We start from the raw sequence: 18,259 nt of genomic DNA, 5'->3' as shown, positions 1-18,259 counted from the left end.
TAAATTGGTTTGTCTGATTATCAACAATTTGAGGTTTAATTAATTTATTGAGATGAAAAATTATTTTATTCTATTATTATGTCTTTTAGGGCTACAATCCTATGCTCAAAAAGCCAGTGATTTTTACACAGATAAAATCAAAGAAGCTAAGAAAACGGTCAACTTAGTAAAAGACTATAAAGTCAATAATAAAGATGATCAAGACGACAGTAAGAATCTTCAAAAAGCGATTGATGATTTGACAGCAATAAAAAAAGGTGGTGTAATAAATATTCCAGAGGGTAAATATTATTTCAAAAATATTATTTTAAAATCGAACGTTCATATCGTTATTGATGAAAAAGCAACGATTTATGCTACTTACCCAGGAAGCGATAAAAACTTTATGATCATGTCTTTTGGAGATGAAAGTCATAGAGCAAAAAACGTAAGTGTTAGAGCTAAAAAAGGGATGTATACGGTTGATTTGAGCGTTTCTAAAAACAAAAATGTTAGAATGTTCCAAGTGAATAACTCAGAAAATTTCCTGATTGAAGGAATGAATATTCTTGACGACAATACAAAGTTTAACGGTATTACACTAGGGTATTGCAAATACAACGGTAAGTATGTGATGCCTGAAAATGGTGTTATCAAAAATTGTAGAATAGAGAAAGCACACTACGGATATGGTTTAATCCAATCTCAAGCATCAACCAATGTTTATTATGAAAATATTTGGGGTGATGGTGGTGTTACACTTCGTTTAGAGACTGGTTTGAAGAAAATGAATGATCTTCAAGTAGGGGGAAATCACAATATTCACGGTAAGAATATTTATTGCCAAAATGGTAATGCTGCACTAATGATCTCTCCACACTCTATGCAAAACGGACATGTTGAGATGGATGGTGTTGAGTCTGTAAACTGTGGATTTGCAGTTAGAATTGGTAAAGGTTATGTTTCTAAAAAACAAAAAGTAGCTAATTTAAAGCCAGGTACTTATGCCAATACTTCTAAAGTAAGCAACATTAAGAGTACATACGGTACTACAGCTCAGGTTAAGTCGAAGCACTTTAAATACATGCCTTGTCCAGAACGTAAATTAATTGACGGTAAAAACCCTGATGGTGAGAGCTTCAAAGCTCCTTCTTGTGTTACTGTAGTAAACACAGCAAAAGGGAAAGGTGGAGCACCAAAAGGATATTGGAATGTTGAAATCACGAATGTGGAATCAGTAGGCTATCCTCATCAATCAAAAGATATTTTATACGAGCAAGATGCTGTAAAGAACTGTAAGGAAGGGAAATAATTCTCTCTGTTCAATATCTGAATCAAAATAAAAGGAACTGTTCTCATCATTGATAATGAGAACAGTTCCTTTTTATATGGTGATCTATTTGAATTATTTCACCTGTACTTTTAAAATGTCTTTCTGACTTTTTTGAATAATATGAACGATAAACATTCCTCTCCCCCAGGCCGTTCTTAACGCTGTTTCGTTTTGTAAATCGTCTTCAAGATAGACCATTTGACCGACTTGATTAAACACAATGATGTCATAGGGCTCATTATTATTGGGAAGAATCTTAATATCTTGGCCAGCATTTTGAGGCACAGGGTAAATCACTACCTCTAAATCTTGTTCATTTTCAATCATGACCTTATCAGTAGTAAAGTACTCGAATTTACCATCGAAATCGACCTGTTTTAATCGGTAATAGATACTACCATAACGGATAACGTCATCATATTGATACTCTAAGGTTGTCTGACTGTTACCTGCAGCATTTACCTGATCAAGCACTTCCCAGTCTTGATTGTTTAAGGAATATTGTACCTCAAAATAATCACTGTTTATTTCGGTAGCAGTAGCCCAATATAAGCTCACACCATCTTCATAAATCTCGGTATTGAAATAGATCATTTCCACTGGTAAGTCATCTTCACCGTAATAAATTTGTATGGTATCTAAAGCAGTAGGTTCAGATATTTGCTGGGATGTTGATATAGATCTCAATTGAAAATAGACGGTATCAATACGATCAACATTATCATTATATTCATAGTCAATAGGTTCATCCATATCACTAGAAATAGCATCTATATCTGTTAGTAATTCCCAATTTTGTAAGTTATTGGAAGTGTATATCTGATAAGAACCGATACCATTTTCTGAGTACATCGACCATTTTAAACTAGTACGTTCATTCGCATTTACATCTCCTTCAAAATAATGCAATTGATTATCAACATCATCACAGTCTGTAAATCCTGGAGGTCTAATATCATCTTTATTTTGTGAAGGCATATTCTTGTCTTCTTTTTCAAAAGGGTCAATACATCCACCTGAGTATTCCCATCCTACATTTTTTTTGTAATGTATCTTATCACTAAGTTCTTGTATAGACACATTTTCCATATATACATGAAGAGAATCTTCTAATTCACTATCATGTGCTTGAAAATCAACATGACCATCTAACACCCAATAGCTATTATTACAAGTTAAACTACCGTTTTCAAATTTTAAGTGACTTCCTCCATCAGTAGTTAATGTAGCTGATGAGATGATGGTATTTGCATTCTTTATTTCTATTTTTTTATTCTGAACATTAAAATCTTCTTTTTTAATTTTTACTGTTTTAATATCCTCTTTATTCTCAATTTTAATTTCACCTTCCCCAACAATTGTAGAAGATTTAATAGTGACTTGACAGTTTTTCAACTCAAGTTTTCCATTTACGGTGAATGTATTGCCTTCTATAATAACTTTTTTGTTTTCAAATTTTTCATCACCAATTTCTCCACTTAGTCTTTCTACTGGAAGGTCATTTTGTGCAATGATAACTTGAACGCCTAAAGTCATAAAAACAATGAGAAAAACTGTTGATAAAAATAATTTCATAGTATTGAGTTCTTTTGTTTAAGACTTTATATCTATGAAACTATTTTGTCACTGATTAAAACATTAAATATATGATAATGAAAATACAAAGAAGAATAGACGTAATATCTTATCAGTCTATTTTACTTTTTCTATATTTTGGATGGATTGTATTGCTAAAAAAGTCTTACCAAATGCATTACCAAGTCTCTTTTGGCCTTCAGTAGAATAATGTACATTGTCAGGTTTTTTAGGGTAATCATGCCAAGAATCTTCCATAGAAGTAGGAATCATAAATACGTTTTTCATCTGTTGTTCCGTACTCATCATCTGATCTCTAACAATGTTTACTCCTTCCAAATATTTGCCTCTAGGAGGGCAGTTGACTTGCCCAAAAATAAAAGGCATATTTTTTATCTTAAAATCATTTCTATAAGCGTAAATCAATTGTTTTAAATTGGATTTATAGGTGGTAGCAGCTACTTCTGTACGTGTATCTCTTTCTCCCTGCATCCATAACATTCCGACAATTTTTGCATTAGGGTATTTCGCTAACGCGGACTGAATAACGTTGCAGTGCTTTTCATATAATTTGGTCGTCTGACGTTTTTCATCTTTTTCTGATAAAATAGCCATTTCTTGTGTCCAATTCGGGTTCCAAGCCCCTAAAAGTGATGTGCCACCCATTCCTTCTTTTATAAAAAGGAATTTCTTATTAGGATATTTTTCATGAAGTGTTACTCCAAAAAATAATTCAGGTCCAAAATTAATTTGTCTTTTAGTAGCGGATTGATAAGACAATGGTAATTCTTTTCGACCATTAGAAATGATAGAAATTTTTTGAGCAGCATTATCTACTCTTACTATATCGGAGGGCGATAATTCATCAAATTGTCCTCTTCCAACCATGTTGGATTGTCCACCAAGTAAAACAATATACATTTGCTCTTCTTGACAGAAAGCTGTGATCACAAAGAAGAAAAATAGGGAAATAGTGTTTAGTAGTTTCATAGCGATATTTTTTATTAAAAAGGCTGTTCTACTTTTAAATAAAACAGCCTAATGTAAATAAGAATGTAATGAATTAGCTTCTTTTTTTAGAAGAAGAGAAAAGTGGGAAAGTAGGGTTGTCTACTCTCGCATCTACCATAATCTTCTCAATTTCTTTAACCACTTCAGGGTACTGTGCACTTACGTCTTCAGTTTCCTCAGGGTCATTTTCTAAATTATAAAGTTCTAATCTTGCGTTTGGCTTAGTGATGTTGTATTTAACACCTTTCCATTGGTTTAATCGTACTGCCTGACGACCTCCTCTAACAGGAAGTTCCCAATACATATAAGGGTGAGATTCTTTTTGTTCCTGACCCATCAAAGTAGGAAGAAAAGAAATACCATCTGTTGGCGCACTCACTTCAATACCTACAATATCCGCTAAAGTTGGAAGTACATCCCAGAATGCAGAAATATGTGTAGAAGTTTCTCCTGCTTTAATTTTGTTTGGCCATTTTACGATAAAAGGAGTTCTTACACCACCTTCATATAGATCTCTTTTTACACCTCTTAAATTTCCACCACTATTGAAAAATGCAGGGTCAGCACCACCTTCTTCATGGGGTCCATTATCCGACGCAAACATAATGATAGTATTATCTGCGATACCAAGTTCCTCTACTTTATCTACAATTTGTCCAACATAAATGTCTAATGTATAAATCATAGAAGCAAAAGCAGCATGTGGAGTTTCTTGAGGGCAATACATTTCTTTTTTGATATTCGGACCATAATCAGAAGTATACCTTTTTGTCTCATCATGTGGAGTCTCAGGGTATTTACCTTTAAATTTATTGATTACGGAATCCGCAGGAGCAATTAACTCAGCATGAGGTAATGTAAATGGAACATAAACAAAGAAAGGCTTATTTTTATTATCTTCAATAAACTCTAAAGTTTTTTCTTGAATCACATCTGGAGCATAAGTCACTTTATTTGTCCAATCGTTGCCAGGTAAAAAGTCTTTTTGATCATTATCCCATAAATATTCTGGGTAATATCTGTGTGCTACACGCTGACAATTGTAACCATAAAAAGTATCGAAACCTTGATTAATAGCATCACCTTCACTACCAATAAATCCCAATCCCCATTTACCAAAAGCTCCTGTAGTATAACCAGCATCTTTCATTACTTCAGCTACAGTATAAGCATTTTTAGGAAGTGGAGTTTGTCCTTCTTGACCTTTTAATTCTTTGTTACCACGAATAGGAGTGTGTCCTGTATGTTGGCCTGTCATTAACGTAGATCTTGAAGGAGCACATACTGCAGATCCGCAATAGTGTTGTGTAAATTTAATACCACCTTCAGCTAGTGCGTCAATGTTAGGAGTCGTAAATTTTTGTTGACCATAGCTACTTAAATCACCATAGCCTAAGTCATCTGCAAGAATGTAAATAATATTAGGTTTACTTCCTTTATTTGCTTTTGTTGTACTTTTAGAAGAGCTAGCACAACTTATGGCTAATGCCCCAAGTAACAGTGCTAAAATATTTGTTCTAATTCTTTTCATCATTTATAACATTTGAATTCGCAACGTAATTAGTCTTCTGTAACGCATATCGTTTTTACCTTATCTTAAAGACCTATTGTAAATTAAGTGGATCAAAATTTAAAGAATGTCTGTAATGGTTACATTCTTGTGCTTAGTAGTCCAATGGCATAAAATGACACAAAATCACTCATTAAATGATCTAAAATTCAGTGTTTTTATTTCGATAATTAAGATAATTTAAATTATTAAGAAAGAGAAAGTCAAGAAGGGTTCAATAGTAGTGTTAGTAGAAAATGTATCTATGGTTGTTATTGATAATCAGACAACTAAATTTATACATACACAAAAAATATTGATAGGCACATTTGGAATTAGACGATTCGACAAATTGCCATACAATATTTCACTACTAAATAATCAGTATGATAACCGAAATGAACTTTTTAAATAAGCTAAGCGGACTTAATATTTTTCCTTTTGTAATGTTGTCTTTTTTTGTATTGATTTCTTGTCAATCATCTAAAAGTACAGTACAAAAAGAACAGGGTGATGAACGACCTAATATCATTTTATTTGTCACAGATGATCATGGTAAAGATGCCTTAGGGTGTTATGGAAACCCTGTGATACAAACACCTAATTTAGATCAATTAGCCGAAGACGGAACGATATTTAATAATGCATTTTGTACAAGTGCAAGTTGTGCAGCTTCAAGATCTGTTATTCTTACGGGTAAATTTGGACATGCTACAGGTTCATATGGTCATACGCACGATTACCATCATTTTAGTACCTATGATACTGTTAATTCTCTTCCTTTAATCTTAGAGCAGAATGGATATTATACCGCTAGAATTGGTAAATATCATTTGGCACCGGAGAAGGTTTTTCACTTTCAAGACGTTTTACCCGGAAACCAAAGGAATACGGTAGAAATGGCGAATAACGTAAAGGAAGTATTTAATAGTGAAAATCCTTTCTTTTTATATTTCTGTACTGGTGATCCACATAGAGGAGAATCTACAGGACCTAATTGGGATGATCCGAATAGTTTTGGAAATAGCAAAACTGGTTATAAAGGAGTAAAGGAAATTACATACACTACTGACGAAGTTTTAGTACCTAGTTTTTTACCAGATACGAAAGAGTCTAGAGAAGAGCTAGTACAATATTATCAAAGTGTTTCTAGAATTGATACGGGTTTTGGTCAATTAATGGAACATTTAAAAGCATCTGGAAAACTAGATAATACAATTGTAATTTATATTTCTGATAATGGAATTGCTTTCCCTGGAGCAAAGACAACCTTGTACGAACCAGGAATGAATCTACCTTGTATTATCAAAAATCCATTACTTAAAGGACAAACTAAAGTCAAAAATGACTTCATTTCTTGGGTAGATTTAACTCCTACCATTTTAGATTGGGCAGGGATAAACTATCAACCAAATAATTTTCATGGCCATTCTTTTAAAGGCGTGTTGAGTGGTGAGGATACGACAGCAAGAGACGAAATCTATGCTTCTCATACATTCCACGAAATAACAATGTATTACCCTATGCGTGTGGTAAGACATAAAAATTACAAACTGATTTTTAATATTGCTTCTGGATTAGAATATCCTTTTGCCTCAGACCTTTGGGTGTCTTCTACTTGGCAACAAGTATATAGATCTAATGCAAAATACTTTGGCAAAAGAACTGTTCAAGATTATTTGCATCATGCAGAATTTGAATTGTATGATCTTGATAAAGATCCTGACGAGATTCACAATTTAGCAGACAGTAAAGAACACGAAGAGGTGCTTTCTATGATGAAGGAAAAAATGAAGCAATTCCAACAAAATACACAAGATCCATGGAAAGTATTTTGGGATAAAGATTACAGTTTGCAAGGAACTGGCTTGAATTTGTAACTATCAATAATGTGTGACTATATAGATGGTGTGATCAGAATGATAGTAATCTACGTTTTGATGCACCGTCTAACCATATCTTGTCTTAAAGTTCTGAATATTGAGATTAATTATCATTTTTCAGATGAAGTAAGACAATTAATAAGGGGAATAAACTTTACTTTTGCACCTTAAATAAATCAACTAACATATTTAAACTTATCAGGAATACTTACTAACCTTTGTTGAGATGAACGGAATGAAAAGAATATTGCATACTTTGTTACTGGTTCTATTGGTAACAATTAACGGGTTTACACAAAATTCTTTAGACCATAGATTATTAAAAACGTATTCTATGCCTGAAGGTCTATCACATTATGGTGTTACTTCTTTATTAGAGGATCATAACGGCTTACTTTGGGTAGGGACTTTTGATGGCTTAAATACTTTTGATGGATTTGAATTCAAAACGTATAGAAACATTAAAAACTTAAACAGTAACCGTGTAAGAACTTTATTCCAAGACGAAAGGCAAAATATTTGGTTAGGTACAGACCATGGTGTGAGTTTATTTGATTATGATACTCAAAAATTTGAAAGTATCTACCTTCAACGTACAAAACAAGGGGTGAAATCAGGCCCAATAGTTCGTCAAATACAATATTTTAATGAGGATGTTTTATGTACTACAGAAGAAGAAGGTTTATTGTTTTTCGATGAAAATAATAAAGGTTTAATTGATAGAATATCTTTTGATGAAGGTGTTTTAGCTTATCAAACTATTGTTTTAAACGAAAATGAGGTACTTACAACGACATCCAACGGAGTATATTTAATTGATGTCAATGAAAAGACGAAAACCATTATTGGTAACACGAAGGCAGATAAAATATTAGAAATAGCAAAGTACGATGATAATACAATTATTACCGTAAGAAATAGAGGTTTAGGGCTCATTTACAAAAAGAAAAATGGGGAATGGTCAGATCAAAAAAAGGTCTTTAAACACGATAAGTTTCAAACTATTCATATTGATCATGAGCATCATATTTGGTTAGGTCATAAAGAGATAGGTTTATATCAATTAAGTATTGATCAATTAAAAAACGATCAATTACCAGAAGTTTTATATTCAATTTATAGAGTTGGAGTGATATTATCGAATTCTGATGGAAACTATTGGGTAGGTTCGTTAAGAAAAGGTTTATATCAATTGCCTTTACATCAAAATGTATTTCACTATTCAGATTTAGGAAATCAAGAACGTTCAAAAGAATGGTCGAACCATGTATTAAATGTTCAAGTTTTAGATACTACCAATGTATTATTAAATGTGCATTTTAGAGGGATTCTAAACTTTAATACTAAAACGAATAAACTAGAACCTTTACCTAAAAGTTTACAAAAGCTAAAGGGCTTGTCAAATGCTACAATTTTTATTGATAGGGAAGGTGGGCAATTTGTAAAATCTTATGCCTCTAATGGTAAGAATTTATACTTACCTAAGGGGATGAATCACTGGGTTGACTTAAAATATAAAGGCCTTCCAGAGTTAATTTCAGCTAAGTTAAAATCAATTACGTTAGATCAATTTGGATACCATTGGCTGGCTACTCAGGAAGGATTGTTTAGGTTGAAATTTGGTACTTATGGACAAATTAAATCAGCAGAATTTATCAATCAATATCCAGCATTAACGGCTAAAAAAATTATTGATCTTAGATACATTTATGAAGATCCAAAGTATAATTTTATCTGGGTAGGAACTAAAAGTGATGGGCTAATTAGAATTAATAATCAGCCTAAAAAATCATTGGTTAAAATGAAAAAATCTTTATTTGTTCATGATCCAAATAATAAATACTCTGTATCGAGTAATTTTATTTCTGCTATTACAAGGTTGGATAATGGACAGCTTTGGTTAGGTACTGAAGGCGGAGGAATTTGTCTGGTAGAAAACACGAGATTGGCATCAACTTTTAAAGCGTTTAAAGAAAAGGACGGTTTAGATAATAACGTTGTTAAAAGTATTCAGAGCGAAGGAAATAATAGATTATGGATTACGACCAATAGAGGATTGAATGAATTTGATCTTAAGAGTCACAAATTTAGAAATTATACAGAAGATGATGGTGTATTAATTTCACCATTTGAACCTTCTTCTACCGTCTTAGAAAATGGTAAAATGATTTTTGCAGGAGGTAATGGTTTGTGTTACTTTAATCCTTCAGAAGTTGTGGATGATGTACCGATGCCTAAATTTATATTAGGTGATTTTAAAGTATTTAATCAAAAAATTGCACCATTAGATACCTTAAATAAAAGAGTGATATTAACCAAATCACTAGATCAAACAAAAGAAATTGAATTGGAATATGATGAAAACGTCTTTTCTATTGAGCTTATTTCACTTCATTACTCCAACTCAAAAGGTAACCTTGTAAAATACCGTATGTTGCCTCAAGATAAAGAATGGGTGACAGCACCTTCAGAATTGAAGTACGCTAATTTTAACGGCTTACCTCCAGGAGAGTATGTTTTTCAAGCGGCAGTTTCTAATTCTAAAAAAGATTGGTCGGCTATAAAAGAGATCAAAATAACCATCCATCCACCGATTTGGAAAACTAATTGGGCATACTTTATTTATGTAGTACTCATTTTAATTATACTTTACATCATAGGTCGATTTGTCCTAAGATTAAATAACTTGAGCCACGATTTAGAGTTAGAACATATCGAAAGAGAAAGGGTAGATCAACTTAATAAAACAAGAACTAGGTTGTTCATGAATATCGCTCATGAATTTAGAACACCTCTTACCTTAATCTCAGGACCATTGCAAGTGTTGGTCAATATGTTTGAAGAAAACAATGATGCCAACAAGCATTTGTCACTAATTGAAAGACAAGCAAAGAAGATGTTCCAATTGGTCAATCAAGTACAAGATTTCCAAAAGGCAGAACAGAGCTTACTTAAATTAAAAATGTCTTCTTTTGATTTCACAGATCTAATTAGTGAAGTCAAGAAAGGATTTGATCAATTGGCAGAACATTCTTCAAAGAAATTTGAAGTGGTGGGAGAGGCGAATCAGATTTTTGCTGTTGCCGATCGTCAAAAGTTAGAAATAGTTTTAAATAACTTATTAAACAACGCCTTTAAGTTTACGAATAAGGAAGGAACAATCACCTTACAGTATGCGATAAAAGACGAACAGTTGTATTTCTCTGTATCAGATAATGGTGTAGGTATTAAAGATAAAGATCTTCCTTTTGTATTTGATCGTTATTATCAATCGGATGATGTAAATACCGCAACTATTGGTTCTGGAATTGGATTAGCCTTCTCTAAGAGAATTGTAGAATTACATTACGGTAATATCAATGTTTCTAGTGAACAAGGAAAAGGAACAATCTTCGAGGTAATGTTACCTGTAGAAGTAAGCCTTGAGGATACATTTAATGAAGGTCGTTTACAAGAGATTTTAAGCTTAGAAACGGATGATGAAAAACAAAGACTTCATCCAATGGGGGTAGAACTTCCTGAAAGTTTAAAAGATGAAACATTAAAAGAATTATCGGTCTATTATGTAGAAGATAATGATGATTTGAGAGATTTTGTAAGTACGTCACTTTCAGAATACTTTAACGTAAAATCTTTTGTTCATGGAAAACAGTGTATGGATGCTGTTGAACATGAATGGCCTGATCTAATTATTTCTGATATTCTAATGCCAGAAATGAACGGTTTAGAACTTTGTAAATTAATTAAAGCGGATGTGAGAACAAGTCATATTCCTGTGGTGCTTCTCACTTCTAGATCATCTGTAGATGATCAAGTTTTAGGATTAGAAAGTGGGGCAGATGCTTATATTTCAAAACCATTTGATCTGAAGCATTTGATAGCAACCACGCAAATGCTACTTAAAAACAGAAAACAATTAAGAGAGAGATTCAGAATTGATTTCCCGGTAGAAGTAGAGAAGAAAAACAATAATAAAAGTGATAGAGTATTCATGGAAAAACTCTATGGTTTGATGGAAAAACATCTTGATGACGAAGAGTTGGATATCAATATTTTTATCAAAGAACTGCATTTAAATAGAACACACTTTTATCAAAAAGTAAAAAGTATTACAAATCATACTCCATATGAGTTATTGAAATTGTATCGCCTTAAAAAAGCAGCAGAGTTTTTGGTAAAAGAGAAGCTCACCGTTACCGAGGTGTATATGCGAACGGGTTTTAAAAGTAGAACTCACTTTAGTCGAATGTTTAAAGAACATTATGGTATTACACCAGGTAAATACGGAAAAGAAGAAGTTGTAGTAGAGACATCTGAATAATATAATTTCGATGAATTGTAATCGATAAAAAAAATAGAATGAAGGTTATTTCATATTAATTGGAATAGCCTTCATTTTTTATTTCTTAATATTTAAATTCTCTGCATTCATTTATCGTATATGAATTGTATGTCTCCATTTCTATCGGAAATAAAGGTACTTTTATATGTTTCTTTTTTGATTGATTAATGATATAATAAGAGGAATAACTAGTAGTAATAATCACTTTTACAGTGTTTTGTATGCATTGACACATACCATGTACTTGCGCAGACGATTAAGAACATAGAATAACTGATTTTTGTAGTGTGAAAGAATTATTACACAAGTAAAATACTGTGTGACTACTTAAGAGATTAACATTACAATTTTAAAATAAATCATGAAAAAACTATTCATATTTTTTTCTCTTTTGATTTCATCATTAGTCTTTGCAAAGTCTTCTGAAAATATCAAAATAGCAAACACTTCTGAAATAACAGAAGATGCAACTCCATATGTTTTACATAAAATTTTAGAAAACAATAATGCGAAAAGCATTGTCTTTGAAAAAGGAACTTATCACTTTTATCCAGATAAAGGGCTAAGTAAATTTGTGTATTTATCAAACCATAAAGATGTTTTTGTAAAACTTGCTTTTCCTATTGAGGGGTTTAAAGATTTTACAATTGATGGACAAGGATCTACTTTTATTTTTCACGGGAAAATGATTCCTTTTTTAGTTCAAGATTCTGAAAACATCAAGATTAAAAATGTAACAGTAGATTGGGCAATGGCTTTCCATAGTGAAGGTGAAGTGATTGCACATAATGATAAAGAACATACTTTTGATGTTCGTTTTGGTGATGAATACCCTTATGATATTCGTAATGAACAAATCTATTTTGTCAAAGAATATTACGAGCACGATTTGGGACAAACCATCAATTACGACAAGGAAAGAAAATCGATAGCTTACAATGATAAAGCTTCTACTCCAATTTCTACCACTGCTAGATCTTCAAAAAAGCATAATATCGATAAAATAAAATATAAATATAAGGTAGATAAGCATGGACTTACTTTACGTAAAGTGGGTGTAGAAAATAGAATAAGAGTTAAAGAAATTGAGCCAGGTGTAGTAAGATTTTATAATCATAAAAAAGCCTTGCCTCCAATTGGTACCATCTTATCTACAAAAGGACAACAAGGTGAAAATAGAGTAGCTCCAGGTATTAGAGTAACTTACACTAAGAATTTTGATATAGAAAATGTAACTCTTCACCATGCAGGTGGTATGGGTTTATTGGTTGAAAATTCAGAAAATCTAACAATAGATAAATTTACAATTACTCCATCAGGCGACCGTATGGTGTCTACAACTGCAGATGCTACACACTTTGTAGGCTGTAGAGGATTAATTAAGATCACAAATTCGTTATTGGAAAATCAGTTAGATGATTGTGTAAATATTCATGGTACTTATCAAGAAGTGGTAGAGCAATTAGGACCAAAGAAATTAGGCATTAGAATGGGGCATCATCAACAAGAAGGCTTTATTATTGGTCGCAAAGGCGATCAGATCGGTCTTGTGAAAATTGATAAATCATTCTCGCCCTACCATGAGGGGTTAACTATTGAATCAATTCAAAGAATAAATGAGCGTTATCAAATTATGACGTTCAAAGAAGATATCCCTTCTGGAATAGAAGTGGGAGATTACATCGAAAATTTAACGGCTTACCCTGAAGTTATCCTAGAAAAAAATGTTTTCAGAGGTAATAGAGCGAGAGGGATTCTATTGTCAACACCTAAAAATACATTAGTGAAAGACAATTATTTCCAATCAGAAATGGAAGCGATTTTAGTTCCAGTAGAGAGTACTAAATGGTACGAGTCTGGATCACAAGCTAACCTAACTGTTGTAGGAAATACTTTTGACAATTGTAATTATGGTGGTTTAAGTAGAGGAATTATTCGTTTTCATACAGACGAAGACAATACAAGTATCGCATTCCATAATATTTTAATTAAAGATAATACCTTTAAGTTATTTGATAATATGGTTATGGAAGTGCATAACACAGATGGATTAACATTCGAAAATAATAAGATGTTGTCGAGTGATCTGTTTCCTCAACTTTTCCCTGAAAACCCTGCTTTTGTAATTAAACACTCCAAAAATATTGTGTTTAAAAACAACGATTATAAAGGGAAAGCAACGAAAATGATCGAAAGTGATGGCAGTGCTGTCAATGTAGATTTTCAATAAAGAAATTTATCATAGCTATCGGACTAAACTTCAATTGACACGAAATGTGTCGGTTGGAGTAGATAGCAATTTTTTATACTGACTTAATTTTTATAGTTCAATTGATATGACAATGAATAAATTATTATTAGTTGTTGCCCTGTTTATGTCTATGGTGGGATGTAACTCGGTAAAACAAGAAACAACTTCAGCACAAGTAAAACCAAATATCTTATTAATTTATTTAGATGATTTAGGTTATGGTGATATGGGAGCCTATGGAGCTGCCACTAATTTGAAAACACCAAACATGGATTTCTTAGCCGATAACGGTGTGCAATTTTCAAATGGATATGCAACATCTGCTACGTGTACTCCAAGTAGATTTGGTTTAATTACAGGTACTTACCCTTGGAGAAATGCTAAAGCAAAAATTCTTCCTGGTTCTGCTCCTTTAATTATTGACACAGAAGTAATGACATTACCTAAAATGTTGAAAAAAGAGGGTTATGCAACTGGTGTAGTAGGTAAATGGCACTTAGGTTTAGGAGATGGTAACATGGATTGGAACAAAACAATTCAACGTGGTCCTAACCAAATTGGTTTTGATGAAAGTTACATTATGGCAGCTACTCAAGATAGAGTACCTACTGTTTATATTGATAATGGTGATGTTGTAGGGTTAGATTTAAACGATCCTATTCAAGTAAATTATAAAGAAAACTTCGAAGGAGAGCCAACAGCTATCTCTAACCCTGAGTTAGTGAAAATGAAGTGGCATCATGGTCACAATAATAGTGTGGTGAATGGTATTCCAAGAATCGGTTTCATGAAAGGTGGTGAGTCAGCAAAATGGAATGATTATGACATGGCGGATCACTTTTTAGTAAAAGCGAAAGAATATGTGAAGAAGCACAAAGACGAACCGTTCTTCTTATACTATGCAATGCAACAGCCACACGTACCAAGAACTCCACATCCAAGATTTGAAGGAAAATCAGGTATGGGTCCAAGAGGTGATGCTATTATTGAAGCAGATTGGTGTATTGGTGAAATTATGAAAACACTAAAAGAAGAAGGTGTTTTAGACAATACATTAGTGATTTTCTCATCGGATAACGGTCCTGTTTTAAATGATGGTTACTATGATGATGCGGTTGAAAAATTAGGCGATCATAAACCAACAGGTGTACTTCGTGGAGGTAAATATAGTTTATTCGAAGCAGGTACAAGAGTACCATTCTTAACGTATTGGAAAGGTCATATTTCACCTAAAAAATCAGATGCTATTGTTTGTCAAATGGATTTAATGACGTCAATTGCTTCTTTAATTGGTAGTGATGTAACAACAAATGATAGTCAAAATGTGATAGACGCTTTATTAGGTACTTCTGATAAAGGCCGTGAAGAATTGGTATTAGAAGCAACATCAAGAACAGCTTTCAGACAAGGAGATTGGTTGTTGATTCCATCTTACAAAGGACCTGCTGAATTGAAAAAAGTAGCCATTGAAATTGGTAACGATCCAGAAGTTCAATTATACAACATAAAAGAAGATCCTTCTCAACAAAACAATTTGGCTAAAGTTCATAAAGATAAAGTCTCTCAAATGATGACCGCTTTTACAGCAATCAGAGGTAATCATAAAAAAGGCATTAAAACATATAAGCTTAGATAACTGATACATACATATCATTTATTATTAAACCTCTTTCCATTTTATGGATTGAGGTTTTTTTTATGCCAAAGGTTAATTAATGAGCCTAATGGGATGTAATATTATTTACTATGAGGCTAATGATCCAATGGTTATTGATGATGAGAATGTTATGAAAGGAACCATGATAAAGAATAGGTATCAAATAACAATCGAGGTAAAGAAGACAGTGGTTTTAACTTCTATAAATCTATTTCTTCTGGTGTATGTATTGCTCTGTTTAAGGTTCTAATAACGTACCATTATCATATTATATAATCAAAAGTATCTCATTAGTGATAGAGAATGTCAATAGGAGCAGTGGTTTAACCCTCAGGTAAAAGTATAAAGGATGAATATCTTGGATAGGTATAATATTCCATTTCCTTTATGACTCAAAAGGGTGTCTATTGGATAGAGGGGATAGGTTTCAATACATGATAAGACTTACTTACTGTAAAGTATTGAGAGTTATAGGCATAAAAAAAGGATGTCTCAACTACTTGAGACATCCTAATATGTGATCTTAAACTATAACTAAGGTCTTACTTTGATTTCTTTCATTGATGTATTATCAATAAAGAAAGTAACTGGACCTGCACTACTAGTTGTTTCTTTAAATTGGAATTGCAACTTAGTTTTATCAGTTGTGTCATAGTAAGTATCTCTGATGACTACTTTTACCCATTTACCTTTTTCAATACTATTAAAATCAATCGTACTGACAGTATTCTGAGTAGAACTAACCATATTGATTTCAAAGTTATCAGTTAATGGAGAAGTGATTTGACCTTCCACAACGTAAATATCAAATGATATTTCATAAGTAGATTCTGTGTAAGAAATAAAGAAATCTTCAGAGGTGATCGTTTCTACTTTCTTTAATCTATTAATAGTGGATATATCATCTTCTAAGTGAAATTTCAAACTGAAACCACCATCACTTGCGTTTTCATCAACTCTATTATAATAGAAATATCTATCAGACTGTGCATCATGAGAAGAGAACCATCCCATTGCTTTACCACCATTTTCTTTTCCTTTGTATTCTTCAAAACTTCTAAAGCGATCATCCAATTGTTGTGCTGCATTATTTGTATTGACAACGTCTAAATCAAAAGGATTTAATGCGATACCAGCTCTAGAAATAATGGCAGTACCATTGTAAGAAAGGTGAAGGAAATCAGAATTGTAAGTATCTGCATCTAAAGTGATCATCACTTGTTTATGATCATCAGGATTTAGTGCCACAGCAGTAATGTTAAGCGTTAGAGGATTTCCAAGGTAATCTGTTCCTGATATAGTGAAATCACTTGCAGAAGATGCAGGAATATCTTGTAATATCTCGTTACTAAAGAATGAAACAGTATTTGTGATTTCATCCATTGTGAATACATCACCTAAAATTTCTGTATCACCCTCTTGTGAAAGCGTAACATTTAATTTTAATGGAATAACTTTAGTATCTGTTTGCTCTTCCTTATTGATAGTTCTTGTTACAGTAAAGCTACCAACTTTCAAACCATTACCTTGAGTAGTGTACTTATTAGTATCTGTTTTTTCTGTTCCAGATTCACCACTTCTTTCACCACTTACAAATTCCCATGCACGTTTAATTTCAACTACTTCATTGGTAAGATCTTCAAATACTAGTTCATCATCTAGTGCAATATCAAGAGTAGTCCATGTAGATTCATCTTCACTAGGTTCATCGTCTTCACCAATAGAGAGAACTTCAACACCTCTATGATATACTTTATAAGCAGCTTTTAACTCTGGAGGAGCAACATTAAACCTAAACGGAAGATCAATCTTTTGTTTATCAGCAACAACATCATAGGTTCTTTCAGCAGTCATGTTACCTGCACTTTCCTTTTGAACAAAGTCGTTGAATCTCATCTCTACTTCAATAGCATTTTCAGCTTCTAAATAGCTAATTCCTTCGTTATTAAAAGCGACAATTTCAGCATTAGGAGGGAAGACCCACGTTCTTGTATCTGTACGACCTTTAGATGTGATGTCTCTATATATAAACTTTTGTTCAAGGTCAATTGTTAAAGTTGGCCATTGGTCTTTATCGTCTATATCACGAAGTACTTTAGTTTCTCCGTTTTGGATGTATATCATAGAATCTTGGTTGATTGTTGCAATCACTTGACCGTCAACTTCTAATTCTGCTTCAGCATAAATTTCACCATAGACATCTACAACTAAGGTAGTATCGATCACCCACATTCCGTCATCACCTAGATATGATTCAAGGGTATCTGCATGGTCAGCATCTCCATTATAACCGATGTATTTAACAGGATTATAGAATTTATTGTAAAGACGAACACCTTGTTTACCTTCTACAGTAAAAAGCACATTGATATTATAATCTTCAGATGTATTCGTTGAACCAGGGATAATAAAATCCGTAAGATCATCTCCTTTCTGAAATTCACCAGCGATAAAATAGTTACCACTGTCAATAAGCCACTGATGCGAGTAGACTCCTTGAGAAAGATCCATAAAAGACATTGACTGTCCTACTTGTCTTGCTAAATTTTGATGTGCCCATCCACCTGCTTCAGTATACCAAGATACATCCGACCATGAGGGTTTATTTTCTTCATCTCTATTACAAGCCATTGCTAAGATGGCCAATAGAACGACAATTAATTTATTAATGTATTTCAT

At 32.7% G+C, this 18,259-nt stretch carries 9 protein-coding genes; 5 read left to right on the top strand and 4 right to left on the bottom strand.

Annotated elements, in window-relative coordinates; translation table 11 throughout:
* Window positions 1-52 precede the first annotated feature (52 nt).
* Complete coding sequence (locus NH26_RS22915; protein WP_052432317.1) at window positions 53-1,291, top strand: glycoside hydrolase family protein; 1,239 nt, start codon at window positions 53-55, stop codon at window positions 1,289-1,291.
* A 93-nt stretch (window positions 1,292-1,384) separates the two neighbouring features.
* On the opposite strand, the gene NH26_RS22910 is transcribed toward NH26_RS22915, so the two are convergent.
* The 3 genes from NH26_RS22910 to NH26_RS22900 all read right to left on the bottom strand — a co-directional run bounded on the left by NH26_RS22910 (window position 1,385) and on the right by NH26_RS22900 (window position 5,429).
* Window positions 1,385-2,887, bottom strand: a complete 1,503-nt coding sequence (locus NH26_RS22910) for a T9SS type A sorting domain-containing protein (protein ID WP_084812342.1) — start codon at window positions 2,885-2,887, stop codon at window positions 1,385-1,387.
* 117 nt (window positions 2,888-3,004) lie between these two features.
* Window positions 3,005-3,877: a sialate O-acetylesterase gene (locus tag NH26_RS22905; RefSeq protein WP_044229659.1), complete on the bottom strand. Its 873-nt coding sequence runs from the start codon at window positions 3,875-3,877 to the stop codon at window positions 3,005-3,007.
* A gap of 73 nt (window positions 3,878-3,950) precedes the next feature.
* On the bottom strand, window positions 3,951-5,429 hold the full coding sequence (locus tag NH26_RS22900) for an arylsulfatase (protein WP_044229674.1): 1,479 nt from the start codon (window positions 5,427-5,429) through the stop codon (window positions 3,951-3,953).
* Window positions 5,430-5,845: 416 nt separating this feature from the next.
* Here NH26_RS22900 and NH26_RS22895 point away from each other — a divergent pair, with 416 nt between their 5' ends.
* From NH26_RS22895 to NH26_RS22880, 4 genes are all read left to right on the top strand, one after another.
* Window positions 5,846-7,327 carry a sulfatase family protein gene (locus NH26_RS22895; RefSeq protein WP_242427366.1) on the top strand — a complete coding sequence of 494 codons (1,482 nt, stop codon included), beginning with the start codon at window positions 5,846-5,848 and terminating at the stop codon, window positions 7,325-7,327.
* Between the two features lie 238 nt (window positions 7,328-7,565).
* Window positions 7,566-11,651 (top strand): hybrid sensor histidine kinase/response regulator transcription factor, encoded by a 4,086-nt coding sequence (locus NH26_RS22890; RefSeq protein ID WP_158022015.1) that lies wholly within the window; start codon window positions 7,566-7,568, stop codon window positions 11,649-11,651.
* Window positions 11,652-12,033: 382 nt separating this feature from the next.
* Entirely contained in the window at window positions 12,034-13,902 is a 1,869-nt protein-coding gene (locus NH26_RS22885) for an alpha-1,3-galactosidase-related protein (protein WP_044220392.1), read from the top strand.
* A 112-nt stretch (window positions 13,903-14,014) separates the two neighbouring features.
* Window positions 14,015-15,559 carry a sulfatase family protein gene (locus NH26_RS22880; RefSeq protein WP_084812388.1) on the top strand — a complete coding sequence of 515 codons (1,545 nt, stop codon included), beginning with the start codon at window positions 14,015-14,017 and terminating at the stop codon, window positions 15,557-15,559.
* A 555-nt stretch (window positions 15,560-16,114) separates the two neighbouring features.
* Here NH26_RS22880 and NH26_RS22870 read toward each other — a convergent pair.
* Window positions 16,115-18,259, bottom strand: coding sequence for a hypothetical protein (locus NH26_RS22870; RefSeq protein WP_139263253.1), 2,145 nt, complete (start codon window positions 18,257-18,259; stop codon window positions 16,115-16,117).

Origin of the sequence: Flammeovirga pacifica (assembly GCF_000807855.2) — a bacterium.
Taxonomy (GTDB): domain Bacteria; phylum Bacteroidota; class Bacteroidia; order Cytophagales; family Flammeovirgaceae; genus Flammeovirga; species Flammeovirga pacifica.
The sequence above is the reverse complement of the archived record's forward strand: the minus strand, read 5'-3'. Positions and strand labels throughout refer to the sequence as shown.